This is a genomic window from Streptomyces sp. NPDC046308, assembly GCF_055588065.1.
Genome location: NZ_JBVJFB010000002.1, coordinates 359,963 through 378,337 on the forward strand (window position 1 = coordinate 359,963; position 18,375 = coordinate 378,337).

At 72.9% G+C, this 18,375-nt stretch carries 18 protein-coding genes; 9 read left to right on the forward strand and 9 right to left on the reverse strand.

Features of this window, described 5'->3' with window-relative positions; genetic code table 11:
* Positions 1 to 13: 13 nt before the first annotated feature.
* The gene (locus ACZ6JT_RS09065; RefSeq protein ID WP_469208785.1) at positions 14 to 2,146 is read right to left on the reverse strand and encodes an acyl-CoA dehydrogenase; all 2,133 of its coding nucleotides are present in this window, start codon (positions 2,144 to 2,146) and stop codon (positions 14 to 16) included.
* Positions 2,147 to 2,419: 273 nt separating this feature from the next.
* On the opposite strand from ACZ6JT_RS09065, the gene ACZ6JT_RS09070 reads away from it, so the two are divergent.
* Together ACZ6JT_RS09070 and ACZ6JT_RS09075 are read left to right on the forward strand one after the other, a co-directional pair.
* Complete coding sequence (locus ACZ6JT_RS09070) at positions 2,420 to 3,091, forward strand: DUF4097 family beta strand repeat-containing protein (protein ID WP_469208787.1); 672 nt, start codon at positions 2,420 to 2,422, stop codon at positions 3,089 to 3,091.
* 64 nt (positions 3,092 to 3,155) lie between these two features.
* Complete coding sequence (locus ACZ6JT_RS09075) at positions 3,156 to 5,438, forward strand: S9 family peptidase (protein ID WP_469208789.1); 2,283 nt, start codon at positions 3,156 to 3,158, stop codon at positions 5,436 to 5,438.
* Positions 5,439 to 5,460: 22 nt separating this feature from the next.
* On the opposite strand, the gene ACZ6JT_RS09080 is transcribed toward ACZ6JT_RS09075, so the two are convergent.
* Genes ACZ6JT_RS09080 through ACZ6JT_RS09090 form a run of 3 tightly spaced genes read right to left on the reverse strand, consistent with a single transcriptional unit; the run spans position 5,461 to position 8,213 of the window.
* Positions 5,461 to 7,095 (reverse strand): serine/threonine-protein kinase, encoded by a 1,635-nt coding sequence (locus tag ACZ6JT_RS09080; protein WP_469208791.1) that lies wholly within the window; start codon positions 7,093 to 7,095, stop codon positions 5,461 to 5,463.
* A 43-nt stretch (positions 7,096 to 7,138) separates the two neighbouring features.
* Positions 7,139 to 7,405: a DUF397 domain-containing protein gene (locus ACZ6JT_RS09085; RefSeq protein WP_469208793.1), complete on the reverse strand. Its 267-nt coding sequence runs from the start codon at positions 7,403 to 7,405 to the stop codon at positions 7,139 to 7,141.
* Entirely contained in the window at positions 7,365 to 8,213 is an 849-nt protein-coding gene (locus tag ACZ6JT_RS09090; RefSeq protein ID WP_469208795.1) for a helix-turn-helix domain-containing protein, read from the reverse strand. The genes ACZ6JT_RS09085 and ACZ6JT_RS09090 overlap by 41 nt, the downstream gene beginning before the upstream one ends.
* A gap of 163 nt (positions 8,214 to 8,376) precedes the next feature.
* On the opposite strand from ACZ6JT_RS09090, the gene ACZ6JT_RS09095 reads away from it, so the two are divergent.
* From ACZ6JT_RS09095 to ACZ6JT_RS09115, 5 genes are all read left to right on the forward strand, one after another.
* On the forward strand, positions 8,377 to 9,021 hold the full coding sequence (locus tag ACZ6JT_RS09095; protein ID WP_469208797.1) for a class I SAM-dependent methyltransferase: 645 nt from the start codon (positions 8,377 to 8,379) through the stop codon (positions 9,019 to 9,021).
* 89 nt (positions 9,022 to 9,110) lie between these two features.
* Complete coding sequence (locus ACZ6JT_RS09100; RefSeq protein WP_469208799.1) at positions 9,111 to 10,103, forward strand: N-acetylmuramoyl-L-alanine amidase; 993 nt, start codon at positions 9,111 to 9,113, stop codon at positions 10,101 to 10,103.
* A gap of 153 nt (positions 10,104 to 10,256) precedes the next feature.
* A complete protein-coding gene (locus ACZ6JT_RS09105) occupies positions 10,257 to 11,063 on the forward strand; it encodes a hypothetical protein (protein WP_469208801.1) in 807 nt (268 codons plus the stop codon).
* A 119-nt stretch (positions 11,064 to 11,182) separates the two neighbouring features.
* Positions 11,183 to 12,193, forward strand: coding sequence for an LLM class F420-dependent oxidoreductase (locus tag ACZ6JT_RS09110; protein ID WP_469208803.1), 1,011 nt, complete (start codon positions 11,183 to 11,185; stop codon positions 12,191 to 12,193).
* A 69-nt stretch (positions 12,194 to 12,262) separates the two neighbouring features.
* Complete coding sequence (locus tag ACZ6JT_RS09115; RefSeq protein WP_469208805.1) at positions 12,263 to 12,802, forward strand: hypothetical protein; 540 nt, start codon at positions 12,263 to 12,265, stop codon at positions 12,800 to 12,802.
* Positions 12,803 to 12,805: 3 nt separating this feature from the next.
* On the opposite strand, the gene ACZ6JT_RS09120 is transcribed toward ACZ6JT_RS09115, so the two are convergent.
* Complete coding sequence (locus ACZ6JT_RS09120; protein WP_469208807.1) at positions 12,806 to 13,204, reverse strand: hypothetical protein; 399 nt, start codon at positions 13,202 to 13,204, stop codon at positions 12,806 to 12,808.
* A gap of 49 nt (positions 13,205 to 13,253) precedes the next feature.
* A complete protein-coding gene (locus ACZ6JT_RS09125; RefSeq protein WP_469208809.1) occupies positions 13,254 to 13,892 on the reverse strand; it encodes a hypothetical protein in 639 nt (212 codons plus the stop codon).
* Positions 13,893 to 14,067: 175 nt separating this feature from the next.
* On the opposite strand from ACZ6JT_RS09125, the gene ACZ6JT_RS09130 reads away from it, so the two are divergent.
* A complete protein-coding gene (locus ACZ6JT_RS09130; RefSeq protein WP_365484720.1) occupies positions 14,068 to 14,307 on the forward strand; it encodes a hypothetical protein in 240 nt (79 codons plus the stop codon).
* Between the two features lie 16 nt (positions 14,308 to 14,323).
* On the opposite strand, the gene ACZ6JT_RS09135 is transcribed toward ACZ6JT_RS09130, so the two are convergent.
* From ACZ6JT_RS09135 to ACZ6JT_RS09145, 3 genes are all read right to left on the reverse strand, one after another.
* A complete protein-coding gene (locus ACZ6JT_RS09135; protein WP_469208811.1) occupies positions 14,324 to 15,406 on the reverse strand; it encodes a prenyltransferase/squalene oxidase repeat-containing protein in 1,083 nt (360 codons plus the stop codon).
* Complete coding sequence (locus ACZ6JT_RS09140; protein ID WP_327413733.1) at positions 15,403 to 16,137, reverse strand: class I SAM-dependent methyltransferase; 735 nt, start codon at positions 16,135 to 16,137, stop codon at positions 15,403 to 15,405. Before ACZ6JT_RS09140 ends, ACZ6JT_RS09135 begins: the two co-directional genes overlap by 4 nt.
* A 75-nt stretch (positions 16,138 to 16,212) precedes the next feature.
* Positions 16,213 to 17,526 carry a glycosyltransferase family 4 protein gene (locus ACZ6JT_RS09145; RefSeq protein ID WP_469208814.1) on the reverse strand — a complete coding sequence of 438 codons (1,314 nt, stop codon included), beginning with the start codon at positions 17,524 to 17,526 and terminating at the stop codon, positions 16,213 to 16,215.
* Between the two features lie 218 nt (positions 17,527 to 17,744).
* Between ACZ6JT_RS09145 and ACZ6JT_RS09150 the strand changes: the two genes are divergently transcribed.
* Complete coding sequence (locus ACZ6JT_RS09150; protein ID WP_030722921.1) at positions 17,745 to 18,368, forward strand: TetR family transcriptional regulator; 624 nt, start codon at positions 17,745 to 17,747, stop codon at positions 18,366 to 18,368.
* Positions 18,369 to 18,375 lie beyond the last annotated feature (7 nt).

An 18,375-nucleotide genomic window follows, 5' to 3' on the forward strand; every position in this document is an offset into this window, starting at 1 on the left:
GACTCCTAGTCCCTTAGTCCCTGGGGAGGCCGAGGATCCGCTCGGCGACGACGTTGAGCTGGACCTGCGTGGTGCCCCCGGCGATGGTCAGGCAGCGGGACATGAGCATGCTGTGCACCGCCCACTCCCCCGCGCCCTCCCGTACGGCGCCCGCCGGGCCCAGCAGTTCGAGCGCGAGCTCGGCGATGCGCTGCTGGTGCGGGGTCTGGACGAGTTTGCGTACGGACGCGCCCGCGCCCGGCTCCAGTCCGGAGACCTGCTGGAGGGTGGTGCGCAGGCCGATGCAGGCCAGGGCGTGCGCCTCGGCGGCGAGGGCGCCGATCCGGGCCCGGTGGGCGCCGTCGAGGTCGGCGGCGCGTGCAAGGAGCGCTTCGATCCCGGTGTCGAAGGTCATCTGGTCGGCCATGTGGACCCGTTCGTTGCCGAGGGTGTTGCGGGCGACTTTCCAGCCGCCGTCGGCGGCGCCGACCAGGGCGTCCGCCGGGAGCTGCACGTCGTCGAACCAGACCTCGTTGAAGAGGGCCTCGCCGGTGATCTCCTTCAGCGGCCGGATGTCGATGCCCGGGGTGTTCTTCATGTCGACGACGAAGTAGCCGAGCCCCTTGTGCTTGGGTGCGTCCGGGTCGGTGCGGGCCAGCAGGATCCCGAAGTCGGCGCTGTGCGCGGAACTCGTCCACACCTTCTGTCCGTTGACCCTCCAGGTGCCGTCCGCGGCCCGCTCGGCCTTCGTCCGCAGGGAGGCCAGGTCGGAGCCCGCCTCCGGCTCCGAGAAGAGCTGGCACCAGGTGACGTCCCCGCGCAGGGTCGGCAGGACGTAGGCGTCCCGCTGCGCCTGCGTGCCGTAGGCGAGCAGGGAGGGCACGACCCAGGTGGCGATCCCGAGGTCGGCGACCTTGACCCCGGCCGCGGCCAGTTCCTGCTGGACGACGAGCTGTTCGACGGGGCCGGCGCCGAGCCCGTAGGGCGGCGGGAGGTAGGGGGCCGCGTAGCCGGTGGGGGCGAGGATCCGCCGGGCGGTGGCCGGGTCGAGCCCGCGCGCGTCCTCGATGGCGGTCCGGGCCTTCGCCCGGTACACCTCGGCCTCCGCCGGGAGTTGCAGGCGCAGTTCGCGCCGCGCCCCGCCCGCGGCGAGCCGTACGGCCCGCAGGCGGTGTCCGTCGCCGGCTCCCAGCAGCTGGCGGGCGACGAGCGAGCGCCGGAGGTGGATGTGGGCGTCGTGCTCCCAGGTGAAGCCGATCCCGCCGAGGATCTGGATGCAGTCCTTGGCGCAGGAGTACGCGGTGTCCAGGGCGCTCCCGGCGGCGAGGGCGGCCACGAGCGAGCGGACGTCGTCGGGTTCGTCCATGGCCTGCGCGGCGTCCCAGGCCAGCGCCCGGGCCTGTTCCAGCCGGACCAGCATGTCGGCGCACAGGTGCTTGACGCCCTGGAACCGTCCGATGGGCCGGCCGAACTGCTCGCGCACCTTGGCGTGTTCGGCGGCGGTGTGCAGGGCCCAGGCGGCGGTGCCGCAGGCGTCGGCGGCGAAGAGAGTGCAGGCCAGGTCGCGCACCAGGGCCGCGTCCAGCTCCAGCAGCCGGTCGGGGGCGGTGGTGACTGCGCGCGCCCGGACCTCGGCGGTGGGGCGGGTCGGGTCGGCGCTCTCGTGCGTACGGATGTCCAGCGCGGCGGCGTCGACGGCGAACCAGCGGGTACCGTGCGCGGCTTCGGCCGCGAGCAGGACGAGGTCGGCCTCGCCGGCGCCGAGCACGGGCGGCGCGAGTCCGTCGAGCAGGTACGCGCCGCCCTCGACGGCCACGGCGGTCAGGGTCCCGGGCCCCAGCGCGACCGCCCCGACCCGCCCGGCAAGGGGCTCGGCCCCGGCCCGCGCCAGCAGTACGGAGGCCAGCGCGCTCGGCAGGTACGCCCCGGGCAGCGCGGCCCGGGCCGCCTCCTCGACGACGACGGCCAGGTCGAGCAGGGTCCCGCCGTCCAGGTGCGGTTCCAGCAGGCCCTGGGCGGCCATCGCGTCCCAGTAGGCGGGCCGCGCCCCGGTCTGCGGCGGGGTGTCGAGCAGCTTGCGCACCTCTTCGGGAGGCACGGCGCGCGCGACCCATCCGCGCACCGCCCCGGCCAGCTCGCGCTGCTCTTGCGTGATTCCGATGCCCATGCGCGGCAGACTAGAACACGTTGCAATCTGACGGAAGGTCAGATGACACACTGCACCTCCCCACGTGGCGTTCACTCCCATTCATTGCAACGCCACAGAGGGGGAATGTTGCATTGAAAAGACAATCATTGCAATGAAATACCTGCTCTGACCTTTATTAATGCCGTCACTACGCAACGAACTCGTTGCTAGATCTGTGAATGCAACGTAGCTTTTCGTTCATCAGAAACGGCGGGCCGGCCGAGTGCCCGCCACTGGAGAAAGAGAAGAACGATGCAGAAGTTCGCCACCGCCACCCCCGTCTCGGCCGTCCTGGACATCCCCGCCGGCCGCATCCGCCTCATCGCCGCCGACCGCGCCGACACCACCGTCGAGGTCCTTCCCGCGAACGCCGCCAAGAGCCGTGACGTGAAGGCCGCGCAGCAGACCACCGTCGAGTACGCCGACGGGGTCCTGCGGATCGAGACCCCCGACGCCAGGCACCAGATCCTCGGCGCGTCCGGATCCGTCGAGGTCACCGTCCAGCTGCCGGCCGGCTCCCGCGTCCAGGCGAAGGCGGCCAGCGCCGAACTCCGCGGCGTCGGACGCCTCGGCGACGTCGCCTTCGAGGGCGCCGAGGGCACCGTCAAGCTCGACGAGACCGCCGCCGCCCAGCTGACCCTGATGGCCGGCGACGTGAGCGTCGGCCGCCTCGGCGGCCCCGCCCGGATCAGCACCCAGAAGGGCGACATCCGCGTCGCCGAAGCCGTCCACGGCGCCGTCGAGCTGAGCACCCAGGCCGGCGACGTCACCGTCGGCGCCGCCCGCGGAGTCAGCGCCACCCTCGACGCCGGCACCTCCTACGGCCGCGTCCACAACGCCCTCAACAACACCGACGGCGCCGCCGCCGGCCTCACCATCCACGCCACCACCGCCTACGGCGACATCACCGCCCGCAGCCTCTGACCAGTACCGCTCATGATCAACATCGCGTGATCAGCATCGCCACCGACGAAGGGCACGAAGACAGTTGAGCACCACGCAGAACTACCAGGCCGCCGAACAGCTCCTCCGCCGCCCCGCCCGCCCCGGCGAGCTCGTCGTCGGTGACAAGGTCAGGCCGCAGTGGATCGACGGAGGCGCCCGCTTCTGGTACGCGGTGAGCCACGGCGACGGCAAGCGGTTCGTGCTGGCCGACCCGGCGGCCGGCACCCGCGAGCCGGCCTTCGACCACGCCCGGCTCGCCGCCGCCCTGACCGTCGCCTCCGGGCAGCAGGTCGACCCCGAGGCCCTGCCCTTCATGGGGATAGCACTGACCGGGAACGCCGTGGAGTTCTACGCGCTCGGCGCGTACTGGCGCTGCGACCTGGACGGCTACGTCTGCGAGCCGGCCGAGTTCACGCCCCCCGGCAGCCCGCTGGAAGTGCCCTCCCCCGACGGCAAGTTCGCCGTGTCCCGGCGCGGGCACGACCTGTGGGCGCGCTCGCTGACCGACGGCCGCGAGTGGGCGCTCACCACCGACGGCGAGGCCGGCCACCAGTACGGCACCGGCCCGGACTGCACGGCCAACGCCACCCTGCTGCGCAAGATCGGCCTGCCGCACCTGCCGCCCGCGGTGGCCTGGTCCCCCGACTCGACGAAGGTCCTGACGCACCGCACCGACGAGCGCGCCGTCCGCCGGACCCAGCTCGTGGAGGCCCGACCCGCCGACGGCGGCGCGCCCGTCGTCCACACCCAGCGGTACGCCTACGCCGGCGACGAGCACCTGCCGCTGGCCGAGCTGGTCGTCCTGGACGTCGCCGCGGGCACGGCGGTCCGCGCCCAGGCCGAGCCGCTGCTCATGCCGCAGCTGTCACCGGTCACCGCCAAGTGGGCGTGGTGGGCTCCGGACGGCTCGGCCGTCTACTACCTCGACCGGCCCCGTGACCTGCGCACGCTCACCCTGCACCGGCTGGACCCGGCCACCGGCGAGGTCACCACCGTCCTCAGCGAGAGCGGGGACACCCGGGTCGAGCCCAACCAGTGGGCGTTCGAGCCGCCGATCGTGCGCGTGCTCGCCGACGAGGTCCTGTGGTACTCGCAGCGCGACGGCTGGGGCCACCTGTACCGGTACGACCTGCGCACCGGCGCCCTGCTCGGCCGGGTCACCTCCGGACCGTGGGCGGTGCGGCAGATCCTGCGCGTCGACGAGGCCGAGCGGGTGGTGTACTTCACCGCCTCCGGGCTGGTCGAGGAGGACCCGTACCGGCGCACGGTGTGCCGGGCCGCCCTCGACGGCTCGGGCTTTACCAAGGTCACCGACGACGGGTTGGACCACGTCGTCACCCTGCCCGCCGACGGCCGGGAGTACTTCATCGACTCGGCGTCGACCGTCGACACCCCGCCGGTGACCTCCGTCCGCGACTGGAAGACGGGACGGGTGCTGGTCGAGCTGGAGCGCGCCGACATCACCGGGCTCACCGCCACCGGCTGGACGCCGCCGGAACGCTTCCGCGTCAAGGCCGCCGACGGCGTGACGGACATCTACGGGGTGCTGTACCGGCCCCACGGCTTCGACCCCTACCGGCAGTACCCGGTGGTGGACAACCTCTACCCGGGCCCGCAGGTCAACCGGGTCGCCCCGTGCTTCGACCCCGGCGGCATGGGCCTCGACGCGGAACCCCTCGCCGCGCTGGGCTTCGTGGTGGTGGCCCTGGACGGGCGGGGCACGCCCGGCCGCGACAAGGCCTTCCACGACGCCTCCTACGGCCGCCTGGCCGACGCCGGCTGCCTCGCCGACCACGCGGCGGCGCTGCGGCAGCTGGCCGGGACCCGGCCGTGGATGGACCTGGGCCGGGTGGGCGTGTTCGGCCACTCCGGCGGCGGGTTCGCCGCGGCCCGCGCGATGCTGGACTTCCCCGAGGTGTACAAGGCCGGGGTCGCCCTGTCCGGCTCGCACGACGCCCCCACCTTCAACCTGGGCTTCGTGGAGACCTACGACGGCGCGGACAGTCCCGAGGCCTGGTCCCGTACCTCCAACCTGGACCTCGCGGACCGGCTCGCGGGCAAACTGCTGCTCGTCCACGGCGCCATGGACGACCAGGTCCACCCGGAGCAGACCCTGCGGTTCGCCGACCGGCTCATCGCCGCCGACAAGGACTTCGAACTGCTCATCGTGCCCGGCGCCGAGCACACGCTGCTCGACTGCCTGGCCTACGTCCGCAAGCGCTCCTGGGACTTCCTGGTGCGCGAGCTGATGGGCTCGCAGCCGCCCGCCTACCGCCCCGCCCCCATCGCCCTCGGCCCCGAGCTGCTGGGCGAGCTGTTCTCCTGAGCCGCGGCCGCGGCCCCGCGCGTCAGCGCGAGGCCGCCTTCAGCGCGGCGCGGGCGACCGCCTTCGCCTTGTCCTGGCACTCCGCCGTCTTGTACGGGCTCGCGTACAGGCCCACCCAGACGGAGAGGTTGCCCTCGCGCACGGCGAGGGCGCACGTCCAGTCGAGGCTGGGGCTCCCCCAGTAGGCCTCCGTCCCGAAGGTCAGATTCGGAGCGGCGATCTTGTCGGCCGCGTCCACCTGGAAGCGGGCCCGCTGGGCGTCCGCGTTGCGCGTGGCGTCCCCGCCGAGGCTGAGTTCCCAGCGGACGAGGCCGCCGGGCGAGGCGGCCTGGCCGAGCCCGTTCCAGGTGCAGCCCGTACGCACGCCCCAGGCCTCCTTGGATCGCGTGTCAAGCGAGGAGTCCCGGAGCGCCAACGGCACGGTGTTGGCGGCCTTCGCGCAGGTGGGCAGTCCCGAATACGCGACGGGGGCGTTCATCCGGTCCCGTACGTACACCACCACCCCGGTGCCGGCCACCAGCAGCACGGCGGCCGCCGCCAGCGCCGTGATCCGGCGCCGGCCGCGCCACGGACTCCGCCGCACCGGGCTCGGCCCGGTGGGCGGTTCCGTCGGACGGGGCGGAACGGGCGGGCCCTTCGGGACGGGCGCCGGCGCGTCCCGCGTCAACGCCGAGGCCTCCGCGTCCGGTACGGGGACCGGCACGGGCACGGGCGTGGGTTCCGGGGCGGGCGGCGACGGCTCCGGCTCGGCCGCCGGGCCGCCTCCGAGCAGCCCGTCGATCCGCGCCCGCTGCGCGGCGAGCATCCCGTACACGGCGGAGGGCCACTGCCGCCCCGCCGGGGTCACCGGCCCGATCAGCTCGCGCAGTTGCGCCGGGGACGGCCTGGCCTCCGGATCCTTGGCCAGGCAGCGCGCGACGAGGTCGCGCAGGCCGGCGGGGACCCCGCTCAGGTCCGGCTCGCCGTGCACCACGTCGTACAGCGTCCGGAGGGTGGACGTACCGGCGAAGGGGCTGCGGCCGGTCACCGCCATGACCAGGACGGAACCGAGCGAGAAGACGTCGCTGGCCGGCGTGAGCGGTTTGCCCTCGGCCTGCTCGGGCGACATGTACGCGGGCGAACCGACCACCCACCCCGTACGCGTCAGCCCGGTGTCTCCCTCGGCCTCGCCCTCGGTGATCCGTGCGATGCCGAGGTCGATGACGCGCACGCCGTCCTCGGCGAGGAGCACGTTGTCGGGCTTGAGGTCCCGGTGGACGAGCCCGGCCCGGTGGATCTCCGCCAGGGCGGAGGTCAGTCCGGCCGCGAGGCGGCGTACGACGTCCTCCGGCAGCACCCCGACCGCCTTGACCACGGCCCCGAGCGAGGGCCCGGCCACGAACACCGAGGCGAGCCAGGGCGTCGGCGCGTCCGGGTCGGCGTCGATCACCGCGGCCGTGTAGGCCCCGGACACCTTGCGCGAAGCGGCGACCTCACGCCGGAACCGGGCCCGGAAGCCCTCGTCGTCCGCGAAGTGCGCGAGCACCTGCTTGACGGCGACGAGCCGCCCGTCCGGCCCGGCGCCCAACAGCACCCGGCCCATCCCGCCCTGCCCGAGCACGCCGACGACCTCGAACGGCCCCACGTGCGTCGGGCCGCCCGGCCCTACGTGCTCCATAGCCTCTGCTCCCCCGGATCCCCTGCCCCCAGTCGGGAGCGGATCATACAGAGAGGGCCCTCACGAAGGTGGCGAAAGCCGCAGGGTGAACGGTGAAGACGGGCCCGTCGGGGTTCTTGGAATCCCGCACGGCGACGAGACAGGGCTGAGCGGCGACTTCGACGCACTGCCCGCCGGTGTCGGAGCTGTACGAAGCCTTCCGCCAGGCGGCGCCGTTGAGCGGGGCGCACTCGACGCATTGCCCGCCGGTGTCACCGCTGTACGAGGACTTACGCCACCGCGCGCCCGTCAGGTTCTGGATGGTCTCCATAGCGCTCCTCCAATACGCGGGCGATCAAGGCCGCCGAGTCCTCCAGGGGGAGGGCGGCGGCCTGCAAATGATCGTATCGGAGCGAACCTTCCTTGAGAGCCTGCGGATTGGCCGTCATATGGCCCTGGACGAAGTCCTCGGTATAGACGAGGTCGTGCTCGTCTTCGAGCCGCAGGAGGGTGAACGACCCCATCTGCCCCGCATGGGCTCCCGATCCGAACGGCAGGATCTGAACCTGCACCCATTGCCGCCTCTGCATGGCCAGCAAGTGGAGAAGCTGCTCCCTCATGACCTCCCGACCACCGACCTCCTGATGCAGCACTGCCTCGCTCAGGACCGCCCAACTCAGTGGCGGGTTCTCGCGGTCCAGGATCCGCTGCCGCTCAATCCGGGCTGCCACTTTCGCGTCGAGGTTCTCCTCGCTCCACGCCCCCAGTACGGCCCGCGCGTATGCCTCGGTCTGCAACAGCCCATCCACGAGCTGCGCCTGGAACGAGGAGATGTACGCCGCCCGCGCCTCCATCTCCGCGTACGCCTGGAACCACGTAGGCAGCACGCTCCGCAGGACCAGGCCCACCAGCCGGGAGAAGTGCCCGTCCGTGCCCAGCGCAGCGTCGACCCGTTCGGAGAAGTCCCGCGTCGGCACCCGCTTCGTGTTCTCCACCTGGCCGATCAGCGAGCCGGTGCAGTAGATGATGTCGCCCAGCTGCGACTGCTTCAGCCCGGCGCCCTCGCGCAGCCGACGCAGTTCGTAGCCGTAGTAATCCAGCGGTGAGGCGCTGGGATCGAGATCGCGCACGCCGACCATGGACGGTCACCCCCAAGCCAGTTGTGGTTCCGTAGCCGAGCGTAATCGTCCGGCTGCGGACAGGTGGCCGGATTCCCGCAACCCGCCACCCTCGGCCCCGGCATGGACCCCTACCCGGCGGTAGGGCAGCATGGGCCGACCAGTCGCAGCTCAGGAGGAACCCATGGCCGCCCACCCCAAGCCGGAGACCCTCGCCGCCTTCGAGGCCGCCAAGGGGTTCATGCCCGTACGGGAGGGGCTGGCGCTGTACGAGGCGGCCGCCGCCGCGGCGTCGCTCGGGCTGCCGCTGCTGGAGGTCGGGACGTACTGCGGCCGGTCCACGATCCTGCTGGCCGACGCCGCCCGCGAGGCCGGCGTGGCGGCGATCACCGTCGACCACCACCGGGGCAGCGAGGAGCAGCAGCCTGGCTGGGAGTACCACGACCCGAGCGTCGTGGACCCGGAGATCGGTCTGATGGACACGCTGCCCACCTTCCGCCGGACCCTGCACAAGGCCGGTCTGGAGGACCACGTGATCGCGATCGTGGGCCGGTCCCCGCAGGTCGCGGCGGCCTGGGGCGGCGGGCTCGGTTTCGTCTTCATCGACGGCGGCCACACCGACGAGCACGCCACCGGCGACTACGAGGGCTGGGCCCCGCACGTCGCGGAGGGCGGCACGCTGGTCATCCACGACGTGTTCCCGGACCCGGCCGACGGCGGGCAGGCACCGTACCGGATCTACCTGCGCGCCCTGGCCTCCGGCGCCTTCGAGGAGATCTCGGTCACCGACTCGCTGCGCGTGCTGCGCCGCACGGGACCGGGCATCTGAGCCTACGAACGGCGGGCCGACAATCGCACCACGCCCCCGGATGGCCCAGGGTCCGGCCGGGCCGCCGCGCGGCGGTCTAGCATCGCCGCGTGCGCAAAGACGACAGTGCCCCGCCCCCCGAGTCCGGCTTCTCGGTCAGCCCGGACCGGCCCTGGTTCACCCGACGCTCCACGCTCGTCGTCGGGGTCGCCGCGCTCGCCCCGGCCGCCCTGGCGGGCTGGGTGCTGACCCAGGTGCTGGCCGGCTCCGGGTCCGACGGGCAGCAGCCCCGGCCGCTGCCCGCCTCGCACTCGTCGCTGTCCCCGGGTCAGCGGGACGCGAAGCCGGGGTCCACCCCGAGTGGCAGCCCCACCGCGGGCGCGAGTACGCCCGCGGCGGCCCCCGTACCCACCCCCGCGCCCGCCAAGGGCGCCCTCTCCGGCAAGACGGTGGTCGTCGACCCCGGCCACAACACGGGCAACTTCAAGCACACCGACGAGATCGACCAGCAGGTCGACATCGGCACGGGTCACAAGGAGTGCGACACCACCGGCACCACCACCAACTCCGGCTACATGGAGGCGGAGTTCACCTACGACGTGTCCCTGCGCCTGCGTGCGGCCCTGGAGGCCCAGGGCGCGAAGGTGGTCCTCACCCACCAGCAGGACCGGCCCTGGGGCCCCTGCATCACCGAGCGGGCCCGCATCGGCAACGAGGCGAACGCCGACGCCGTCGTCTCCGTCCACGCCGACGGGGTGTCCGCGGGCAGCCGCGGTTTCCACGTCATCCTCCCGGCCAAGGTCAAGGGCGGCGCCGCGGACACCTCGAAGATCGTCGGACCCTCCCGTGAGCTCGGCGAACGGATCGCCGGGAACTTCGCCCGCACCACCGGCTCGGCCCCCGCCAACTACCTCGGCGGCGGTACCGGTTTGGTCGTCCGGGACGACCTCGGCGGACTGAACCTGTCAACTCGGCCCAAGGTGTTCATCGAATGCGGCAACATGCGTGATGCCAAGGACGCGGCGCAGCTGACGAGTCCGGAGTGGCGGCAGAAGGCGGCGCAGGGCATCGCGGACGGCATCGTCGGCTTCCTCGGCGGGTAGGCCCCCTCGGCAGCCCCGCCGGGGCTGCTCGCCGCCCCGATCCTCTCGGCCGCGGGGAACGTCCGTACCATGGTGCCGCCCGACCTGCTGCAGGAACACGGCCTGCGACCGCGGCACCACGAGACGACCGAGACCGAGAAGGACACCTAAGACGTGAACATCCGCTCCCTCACTCGAGGCGACGGCGTGGTGATCGGAGCAGCGGTGCTGCTGTTCATCGCCTCGTTCCTCGATTTCTACTCCGCGACGGGTGGTGACCTCCCGAGTGCGTGGGACACCGACGCCTACCGTCTGGCGCTTCCCAGTGTCTTCCTCCTCGGCTTCATCGCCGCCGGCCTGCTCATCGCGGCCCGTTTCCAGCCGGATTCCCGCAAGGTGCTGGGCTTCCCGCTGACGGCGTGGGGCACCGTGCTCGCCGTCTCGGCCGCCTGGTCCGCGCTGTGGGCCCTGATCACCTGCCCGAGCCAGCTCGACCTGGGCGCCGGCGCCGTCCTCGCCTTCCTCGCCACCCTGGCGCTGGCCGGCGTGGCCGTGGCCGGGGCGAAGATCCCGGCCCTCGCGGGTCAGCTGGTGCCGGAGCCGAAGCCGGCCGCCGCGGCGCCGTACGGGGGTCAGCCCCAGCCGGGCGCCGGGTACGGCTACCCGGGCGGTCAGCAGCCCTACGGTTCCACCCCGCAGCCGGTCCCGCCGTACGGCGGCACCCCGACGCCGGGCCCGCAGGACGCCCACCAGGCGGCTCCGGCGCCCGCTCCGGCGGCGGACTTCACCCCGTTCTGGTTCGCGGTCCCGGTGGCCCGCCCCCTCTTCGCCGAGGACGGCACCCCCACCCCGATCGCCGAACTCGCCCCGGGCACCTGGTACCTGGCCGTCGAGCAGCGCGGCCCGGCCACGCTGGTCGCGCAGACCCAGGACGGCCGTCGCGGCATCCTGAACGACACCTCGGGCATCCAGCGCGGCTGAGCCCCGCTCCCGCGCACACGACGGCCCCCCGCCCTTCCGGGCGGGGGGCCGTTGCCTTACAGTCACCAGGCGCCTGACGTACCGTCAGGTATGGCTGTCGGCACCGCGGAGGGACGTTCATGCGCCTGGGACTCGCACTCGGCTACTGGGGCCGCGGCCCCCAGCCCGCCCACCTCGACCTCGCCACCGAGGCCGAGCGCCTCGGCTACGACTCGGTGTGGACCGCCGAGGCGTGGGGCTCGGACGCCTTCACCCCGCTGACCTGGATCGCCGCGCACACCTCGCGGATCCGCCTCGGCACGGCCATCGCGCAGATGGCCGCCCGCACCCCGACCGCCACCGCCATGCACGCCCTCACCCTGGACCACCTCTCCGGCGGCCGGATGATGCTGGGCCTCGGCCTGTCCGGCCCGCAGGTGGTCGAGGGCTGGTACGGCCGCCCCTTCCCCGCGAGTCCGCTCACCGCGACCCGCGAGTACGTCGACGTGATCCGCCAGGTGCTGCGCCGCGAGGGCCCGGTCGCGCTGGACGGCCGCTTCCACAGCCACCCGTACCGCGGCGAGGACGGCACCGGCATCGGCAAGCCCCTCAAGCCCATCACCCACCCGCTCCGCGCCGACCTGCCGCTCCTGCTGGGCGCCGAGGGGCCGAAGAACATCGCCCAGACCACGCGGATCGCGGACGGCTGGCTGCCCCTGTACTGGTCGCCCACCCGCACCGACGTCTACCAGGCCGCGCTGACGGACCTCCCCGAGGGCTTCATGATCGCGCCGATGGCCCGCGCCAAGGTCTGCGACGACGTCGCCGAGGGACTGCTCCCGGTCAAGGCGATGCTCGGCTTCTACATCGGCGGCATGGGCCACGCGGCCCGCAACTTCCACGCCGACCTGATGGCCCGGATGGGCTACGAGGAGGAGGCCCGCCGCATCCAGGAGCTGTTCCTCGCCGGCCGCAAGGAGGAGGCGGTCCTGGCCGTCCCGGACGCGTTCGCCGACGAGATCTCCCTGGTCGGCCCCCGCGACCGGATCGCCGAACGCCTGGAGCTGTGGCGCAAGGGCCCGGTCACCGACCTCCTCGTGACGGCCCCGGACCCCCACACCCTCCGCGTCCTGGCGGAACTCAACGGCTAGGCCGGCTCTTTCGGATCTTGCCGGGCGCGTGCTGTCGCGACGGCACTCCCGGTGGCAGACTCCTCGGTCATGGCGAACAGCGGACTGTGGGTCGGCGTCCTCACCGCGCTGACCGCGCTCGGCGCCAGCTGGATAACCGCCCGGGCGACCTCCCGCGCGGCGCTGGCCCAGGCCCGGACCACCGCGAAGGCGCAGGCCCTCCGCGAACAGCGCGACCGGCGCCGGTCCACCTACCGGGAGATGATGAACTGCGCCCACGCGTTCAACGAGGTCACCTGGCAGATCAACGACGTCGACGCGGCACGTGACCGCGAGAGCAGGGACCGGCTCCTGACGCGGATGTACGAGCGCATCGGCCCGGTCATCGGGAACATGAACAAGGCCACCCACGAGGTCCGGCTCGACGGTCCCGCCGAGGTGTCCGCCGCCGCGGAGCAGGTGCGCCAGATGGCACGACACCTGCAGCCGCTGCTGAAGGCGCTCATCGGCGACGACACCCCCGCGCGGCGCCACGCCTACGACGCCGCCTACCAGGACTTCCGCGGCACCTACCTCACCTTCGTCGGCCTGGCGCAACGAGCGCTCGAGGTGAGGGACGAAGAGGGGTGAAGGCTAGGTGCCGTCCGGGGCGTCCGTCTGGGGGACGGCCTCCAGCAGTTCGCGGACGTCCAGCGGCATGACCGCGATCTCGATGCTGCCGCCGCCCTCGTAGGTGCACGTCACGATCCGCGAGCCGGGGTTGATGACGATGCCCTCCTTCACGGAGGGCACCCGCACCCCGGTGGCCCGGCCGCCGGGCAGCGGTAGGGGTTCACCGCGCTCGGGGACCCAGCGGGCCGCGCCCCCGTCGGCGTACAGCCGCCCGGCCCGCCAGCGCCCCTCGCCGGCGGGCCGGCGCGCCATCCCGGGGATCCCGGGCACGGGGCCGGCGGCCGTCCGCGCGAGGTGCTTGCGGCGCACCAGCCACGCGGCTCCGGCGGCCCCGGCGGCGAGGAACACGTACTCGATCATCCGCCCATTGAAACAGGCCGCGGCCGGCCGCCGGGCCGGGCGGGCGGGCTCAGCCGCCGCTCAGCTGGGACGTGCTCGGGACCTTGTCGACGACGTCGGCGCCCGCGCTCTTGCCGGCCTCCTTGACGCTGCTGATGACGTCGTCGAAGGAGTTGATGTCGGCGTCGCCGGCCTGGCCCTTGCGGAGTTTGCCGCCGAGGCCCTTGAGGGACTCGATGCCCGCCGTCAGCGGGGCCATCGCCTTCGACAGCAGCGGGTCGCCCTTGGCGTTGTCGGCCGCCGCCTTCAGCCGGTTGTACGCGAACGCGCCCGCGAGGCCCGCCTTGATCAGCGCGAAGGTCCGGCCCTTGGCGCCCTTCTTGAACTTGCCCGCGCGGTACGGCTTGACGATCCACTGGTAGGTCGCACCCGCCGCGAGGCCCGCGTTGGCCACGAACCGCGTCTTGGCGAACTTCTGCCTCTCGGCGGACGTGCTGGGCGACGGTGTCACCGCGGCCAGCTCGTCGGCCTCGGCCGCGGCGGGCTCCGCCGCCGCGAGGGCGGCCAGCTCGCCCATCGAAGCGGCGGACAGTTCCTCGCGCGGGCCGCTCCCGCCGCTGCCGCATGCGGTCGCGCCGGCGATCAGCGCGGTGGAGAGGACCACCGCCGCGACGGCACGGCGGAATCGGACGGTCGTGGGTACGGGCACGGTTTCCTCCGGGGGCTGAGGCGTCCCCCGCAGCCTCACCCCGGCCCCCCGGCCCCGCCACCCGGGGAACCCGTTCGGGTTTACGACACGCCGACACGGCAACACGGGCCGTATGAGCACTCACACACGAGCACGCACCCGAGGGAGCAGTCAGGCAGGACGTGCCGTCGCACTTGTGGCGGACGTGCTCGCCTTCGTGATCGCACTCTGGATCCTGCTCTACTTCCTGGACGCCAACCAGGGCAACTCCCTGGTCGACCTCATCCACGACGTCGCATCCTGGCTCGCGACCTGGTCCTACGACCTGTTCACCTTCAGCCGTGAATGGGTCCAGGTCGTCATCGGCTACGGCATAGCCGCCGTGACCTACCTCCTCGTCGGCCACGCCATAGCCGGCTGGCTCTACCGCCGCTGACCGGCCGGCGGCGGCGTCACCCGCAGCAGTCCGGCTCCAGCCCGGCCGGGAGCGAGGCCCCGCCGAACACCTCGGTGGTGGCCTCGTCCCCGCCCAGCGCCGCCACGGCGAGCAGCAGGGACCCGGCGGTCCAGGTGGTCTGCTCGACGGGCCAGACCGCCTCGTCCTGGAAGACGTAGCCCGTCCAGTACATGCCGTTGTCGGCGCGCAGGTGGCCGATCGACCGCAGGATCTCCAGCGCCCGGTCCGACTCGCCCGTCGCCCACAGCGCGAGCGCCAGCTCACAGGACTCGCCGCCCGTCACCCACGGGTTGGGCAGGACGCACCGCACGCCGAGGTCCGGGACCACGAACTCGTCCCAGCGCTCCGCGATGCGCGCCGTGGCCTCGGCGCCGGTCAGGGCGCCGCCGAGGACCGGGTAGTACCAGTCCATCGAGTAGTGGTTCTTGTCGAGGAACCGCTCGGGGTGGCGCCGGATCGCGTGCCGCAGCGCGCCCGCGGCGAGCTCCCAGTCGGGCTGCGGCTCCTCGCGGTGCTCGGCGATGGCCAGGGCGCAGCGCAGTGCCTGGTGGATGGAGGAGGAGCCGGTCAGGAGGGCGTCGGTGACGGCGGTGCCGTCGGCCTCGCGCTTCCAGCCGATCTCGCCGCCCGGCTGCTGGAGCGTCAGGACGCACTCGACGGCCGCGTAGACGGCCGGCCACATGCGGTCCAGGAAGGTGTCGTCGCCGGTGGACAGGTAGTGGTGCCAGACGCCGACGGTTATGTAGGCGGTGAAGTTGCTCTCGCGGCTCGCGTCCTGCGGCTCGGCGGTGTCCACGCCGTCGGGCCGGTCGGCGTAGGCCGCGTACCAGGAGCCGTCCTGGTTCTGGTGCCGCGCCAGCCAGGCGTACGCCCGCTCGGCGGCCTCGTGCTCACCGGCCGCGTCCAGGGCCATCGCGGCCTCGGTGTGGTCCCACGGGTCGAGGTGGTGCCCGCGGAACCACGGGATGGCCCCGTCGGCGCGCTGGGCGGCGAGGATGCCCGCCACCGTCTCGGCGGCCTGCTCGGCGGTCAGCACGCCGTCCAGGACGAGGTGTTCGGTGCGCCCGGGCGAGCTCACTGCGTCGCCCCGACGGGGAGGTGGGGCTTGGTCGCGTACGCCACGAAGCTCTTGCCGATGAGCGGGTTCAGGGCCTGCTCGGCCAGGCGCGTGGCCAGCGGCTTCTTCATGATGTCCCAGACCAGGAGCTTGTGGTACGCCTTGACGGGCAGCGCCTTGTCGTTGTCGACGCCGAAGGCGCACTTGAGCCACCAGTACGGGGAGTGCAGTCCGTGCGCGTGGTGCGTGCCGTAGGGCTTGAGGCCGGCGGCCCGCATCTTGCCGAGGAGCTCGTCCGCCTTGTAGATGCGGATGTGGCCGCCCTCGACCTCGTGGTAGGCGTCGGAGAGCGCCCAGCAGATCTTCTCGGGGCCGTAGCGCGGGACGGTGATGGCGATGCGCCCGCCGGGCTTGAGCACGCGCACCATCTCGGCGAGCACGCCCTTGTCGTCGGGGATGTGCTCCATGACCTCGGAGATGATCACGACGTCGAAGGAGTCGTCGGGGAAGGGCAGGGCGAGTGCGTCGCCCTCCATCGCGGTGGCGGTGGCACCGGCCGGGGCCTCGCCGGCCTCCTTCATGGCGGCGAACCACTTGGCGACCTCGCGGATCTCCTCGCCGTTGCGGTCGACGGCGACCACCTGGGCGCCTCTCCGGTAGCACTCGAAGGCGTGCCGGCCTGCGCCGCAGCCCAGATCGAGTACGCGGTCGCCTGCGGCGAGCGGGAACCGGGAGAAATCGACGGTCAGCACGGGGTCCTGCCTTCGCGGTCGCGGGGGTGTGGGGCGGGGGTCTGGGTGAGGCGGGGGGTCACCGTGCGCGGCAGGTCACCGCGCGCGGCAGGTACGGGCGGCCTGCTCGATGGCGGCGCGGTAGTGCGCGACGGTGCCTTCGGCGGCCTTGGCCCAGGTGAAGCGGGTCAGGACCCGTTCGCGCCCGGCGGCGCCGAGGCGGGCCCGCAGCTGCGGGTCGCCCAGCATCCGGCCCAGGGCGGCGGCCAGCGCGCCCGCGTCGCCCGGGGGCACCGCGAGGCAGGTCTCGCCGTCCGGTCCGGCGACCTCGGGGATCGCGCCGCCGGTGGTGGCGACGAGCGGGGTGCCGGTGGCCATGGCCTCGGCCGCCGGGAGCGAGAAGCCCTCGTAGAGGGAGGGCACGCAGGCGATCTGGGCGCTGCGGACGAGGTCGACGAGTTCGGCGTCGGTGATGCCCTTGACGAAGCGGACGGCGTCCTGGAGGCCGTACGTCTCGATGGCGCGGGCGACCGGACCCTCTTCGGCGCGCTTGCCGACGACGACGAGGTGCGCCTCGGGCTGCTCGGTGCGCAGCTTCGCCAGGGCCTCGACGAGGTAGACGAGCCCCTTGAGCGGGACGTCGGCGCTGGAGGTGGTGACGATGCGGCCGGGGACCTCGGCGACGGAGGCGTCCGGCGACCACAGGTCGGTGTCGGCGCCGATGTGCACGACGTGGATGCGCTCGTCCCGGACGCCCAGGTGCTGGGCGATCTCCTGCTGGGAGGAGCCGGAGACGGTGAGGACGGACGGGAGCCTGCGGGCCACGCGGCCCTGCATGCGCGTGAAGGCGTACCAGCGGCGTACGGATGCCCGCTTCAGGCGGCCCTTCGCCGCGTCCAGGTCGAGCTTGCGGTCCACCGTGATGGGGTGGTGGATCGTGGTGACCAGCGGGGCGCCGAGGTCGCCGAGGAGGCCGTACCCGAGGGTCTGGTTGTCGTGGATGACGTCGAAGTCCCCCGCGCGCGCGGCCAGATGGCGGCGGGCGCGCAGCGAGAAGGTCAGCGGCTCGGGGAAGCCGCCGGTCCACATGGTGGCGACCTCGAGGGCGTCGATCCAGTCCCGGTACTCCTCGCGCTTCGGCGTGCGGAAGGGGTCGGGACTGCGGTACAGGTCCAGGCTCGGGAGCTCGGTGAGCGAGGCGCCCGTGTCGAGCACCGGGTAGGGCTGCGCGCCGATCACTTCAACGGAGTGCCCCAGCTGTACGAGCTCGCGCGAGAGGTGGCGGACGTAGACGCCCTGGCCGCCGCAGAACGGGTTCCCCTTATAAGTGAGGAGTGCGATGCGCAGCGGGCGGTCGCCGTCGGCGGCGGAACCCGCGAAAGGGCTCGTCACCATGGCCTCAGCGGTCACTCTCGGCCCCCTTCTCCCTGCAACTTTCGCCGGAGCGTAACCGCTCGGATAATGTAGAACAAGTTTCAGACTTGATCCGTCGAAGAGCATTGAATCTACCGGCCGGAAACTACACCGTAAGAGGCGGAGCAGGTGATTCGCGCCACGACCGCGGCGCCTGCCATGCTGACTGCGGACCAGCCCGGAATCAGCCCGCGCAACGACACGGAACGGGACACATGACAGCGGAAGTGAAGGCCGTCACCACACCGGCGTCGCCTCCCCTGACGGAGCGCCAGGAGGCGCGCCGGCGCCGCATCCTGCACGCCAGCGCGCAGCTGGCCAGCCGGGGCGGGTTCGACGCCGTCCAGATGCGCGAGGTCGCCGAGGCGGCCGGGGTGGCGCTGGGCACGCTCTACCGCTACTTCCCGTCCAAGGTGCACCTGCTGGTCGCCACCATGCAGGACCAGCTCCAGCACATGCACACCACGCTGCGCAAGCGCCCGCCGGCCGGGGACGATCCGGCGGCCCGGGTCGCGGAGACGCTGATGCGGGCCTTCCGCGCCCTCCAGCGGGAACCGCAGCTGGCCGACGCGATGGTGCGGGCCCTGACCTTCGCCGACCGCAGTGTGAGCCCCGAGGTCGACACGGTGTCCCGGCTGACCACGGCGATCATCCTGGACGCGATGGGCCTGGAGGGCCCGCCGACGGCGGAACAGCTCTCGGCGGTCCGGGTCATCGAGCACACCTGGCACTCGGCGCTGATCACGTGGCTTTCCGGCCGCGCGTCGATCGCCCAAGTCAAGATCGACATCGAGACGGTGTGCCGTCTGATCGACCTGACGGCCCCGGAAAAGGCCTGAAGCAGCC

Bases quoted from the DNA above. Each gene is read 5' to 3' on its own strand.
- ACZ6JT_RS09120 (WP_469208807.1), bottom strand. From the start codon at position 13,204: ATGATCGAGTACGTGTTCCTCGCCGCCGGGGCCGCCGGAGCCGCGTGG.
- ACZ6JT_RS09095 (WP_469208797.1), top strand. From the start codon at position 8,377: ATGGCCGCCCACCCCAAGCCGGAGACCCTCGCCGCCTTCGAGGCCGCC.
- ACZ6JT_RS09070 (WP_469208787.1), top strand. From the start codon at position 2,420: ATGCAGAAGTTCGCCACCGCCACCCCCGTCTCGGCCGTCCTGGACATC.
- ACZ6JT_RS09090 (WP_469208795.1), bottom strand. From the start codon at position 8,213: ATGGTCGGCGTGCGCGATCTCGATCCCAGCGCCTCACCGCTGGATTAC.
- ACZ6JT_RS09110 (WP_469208803.1), top strand. From the start codon at position 11,183: ATGCGCCTGGGACTCGCACTCGGCTACTGGGGCCGCGGCCCCCAGCCC.
- ACZ6JT_RS09150 (WP_030722921.1), top strand. From the start codon at position 17,745: ATGACAGCGGAAGTGAAGGCCGTCACCACACCGGCGTCGCCTCCCCTG.
- ACZ6JT_RS09085 (WP_469208793.1), bottom strand. From the start codon at position 7,405: ATGGAGACCATCCAGAACCTGACGGGCGCGCGGTGGCGTAAGTCCTCG.
- ACZ6JT_RS09115 (WP_469208805.1), top strand. From the start codon at position 12,263: ATGGCGAACAGCGGACTGTGGGTCGGCGTCCTCACCGCGCTGACCGCG.
- ACZ6JT_RS09065 (WP_469208785.1), bottom strand. From the start codon at position 2,146: ATGGGCATCGGAATCACGCAAGAGCAGCGCGAGCTGGCCGGGGCGGTG.
- ACZ6JT_RS09080 (WP_469208791.1), bottom strand. From the start codon at position 7,095: ATGGAGCACGTAGGGCCGGGCGGCCCGACGCACGTGGGGCCGTTCGAG.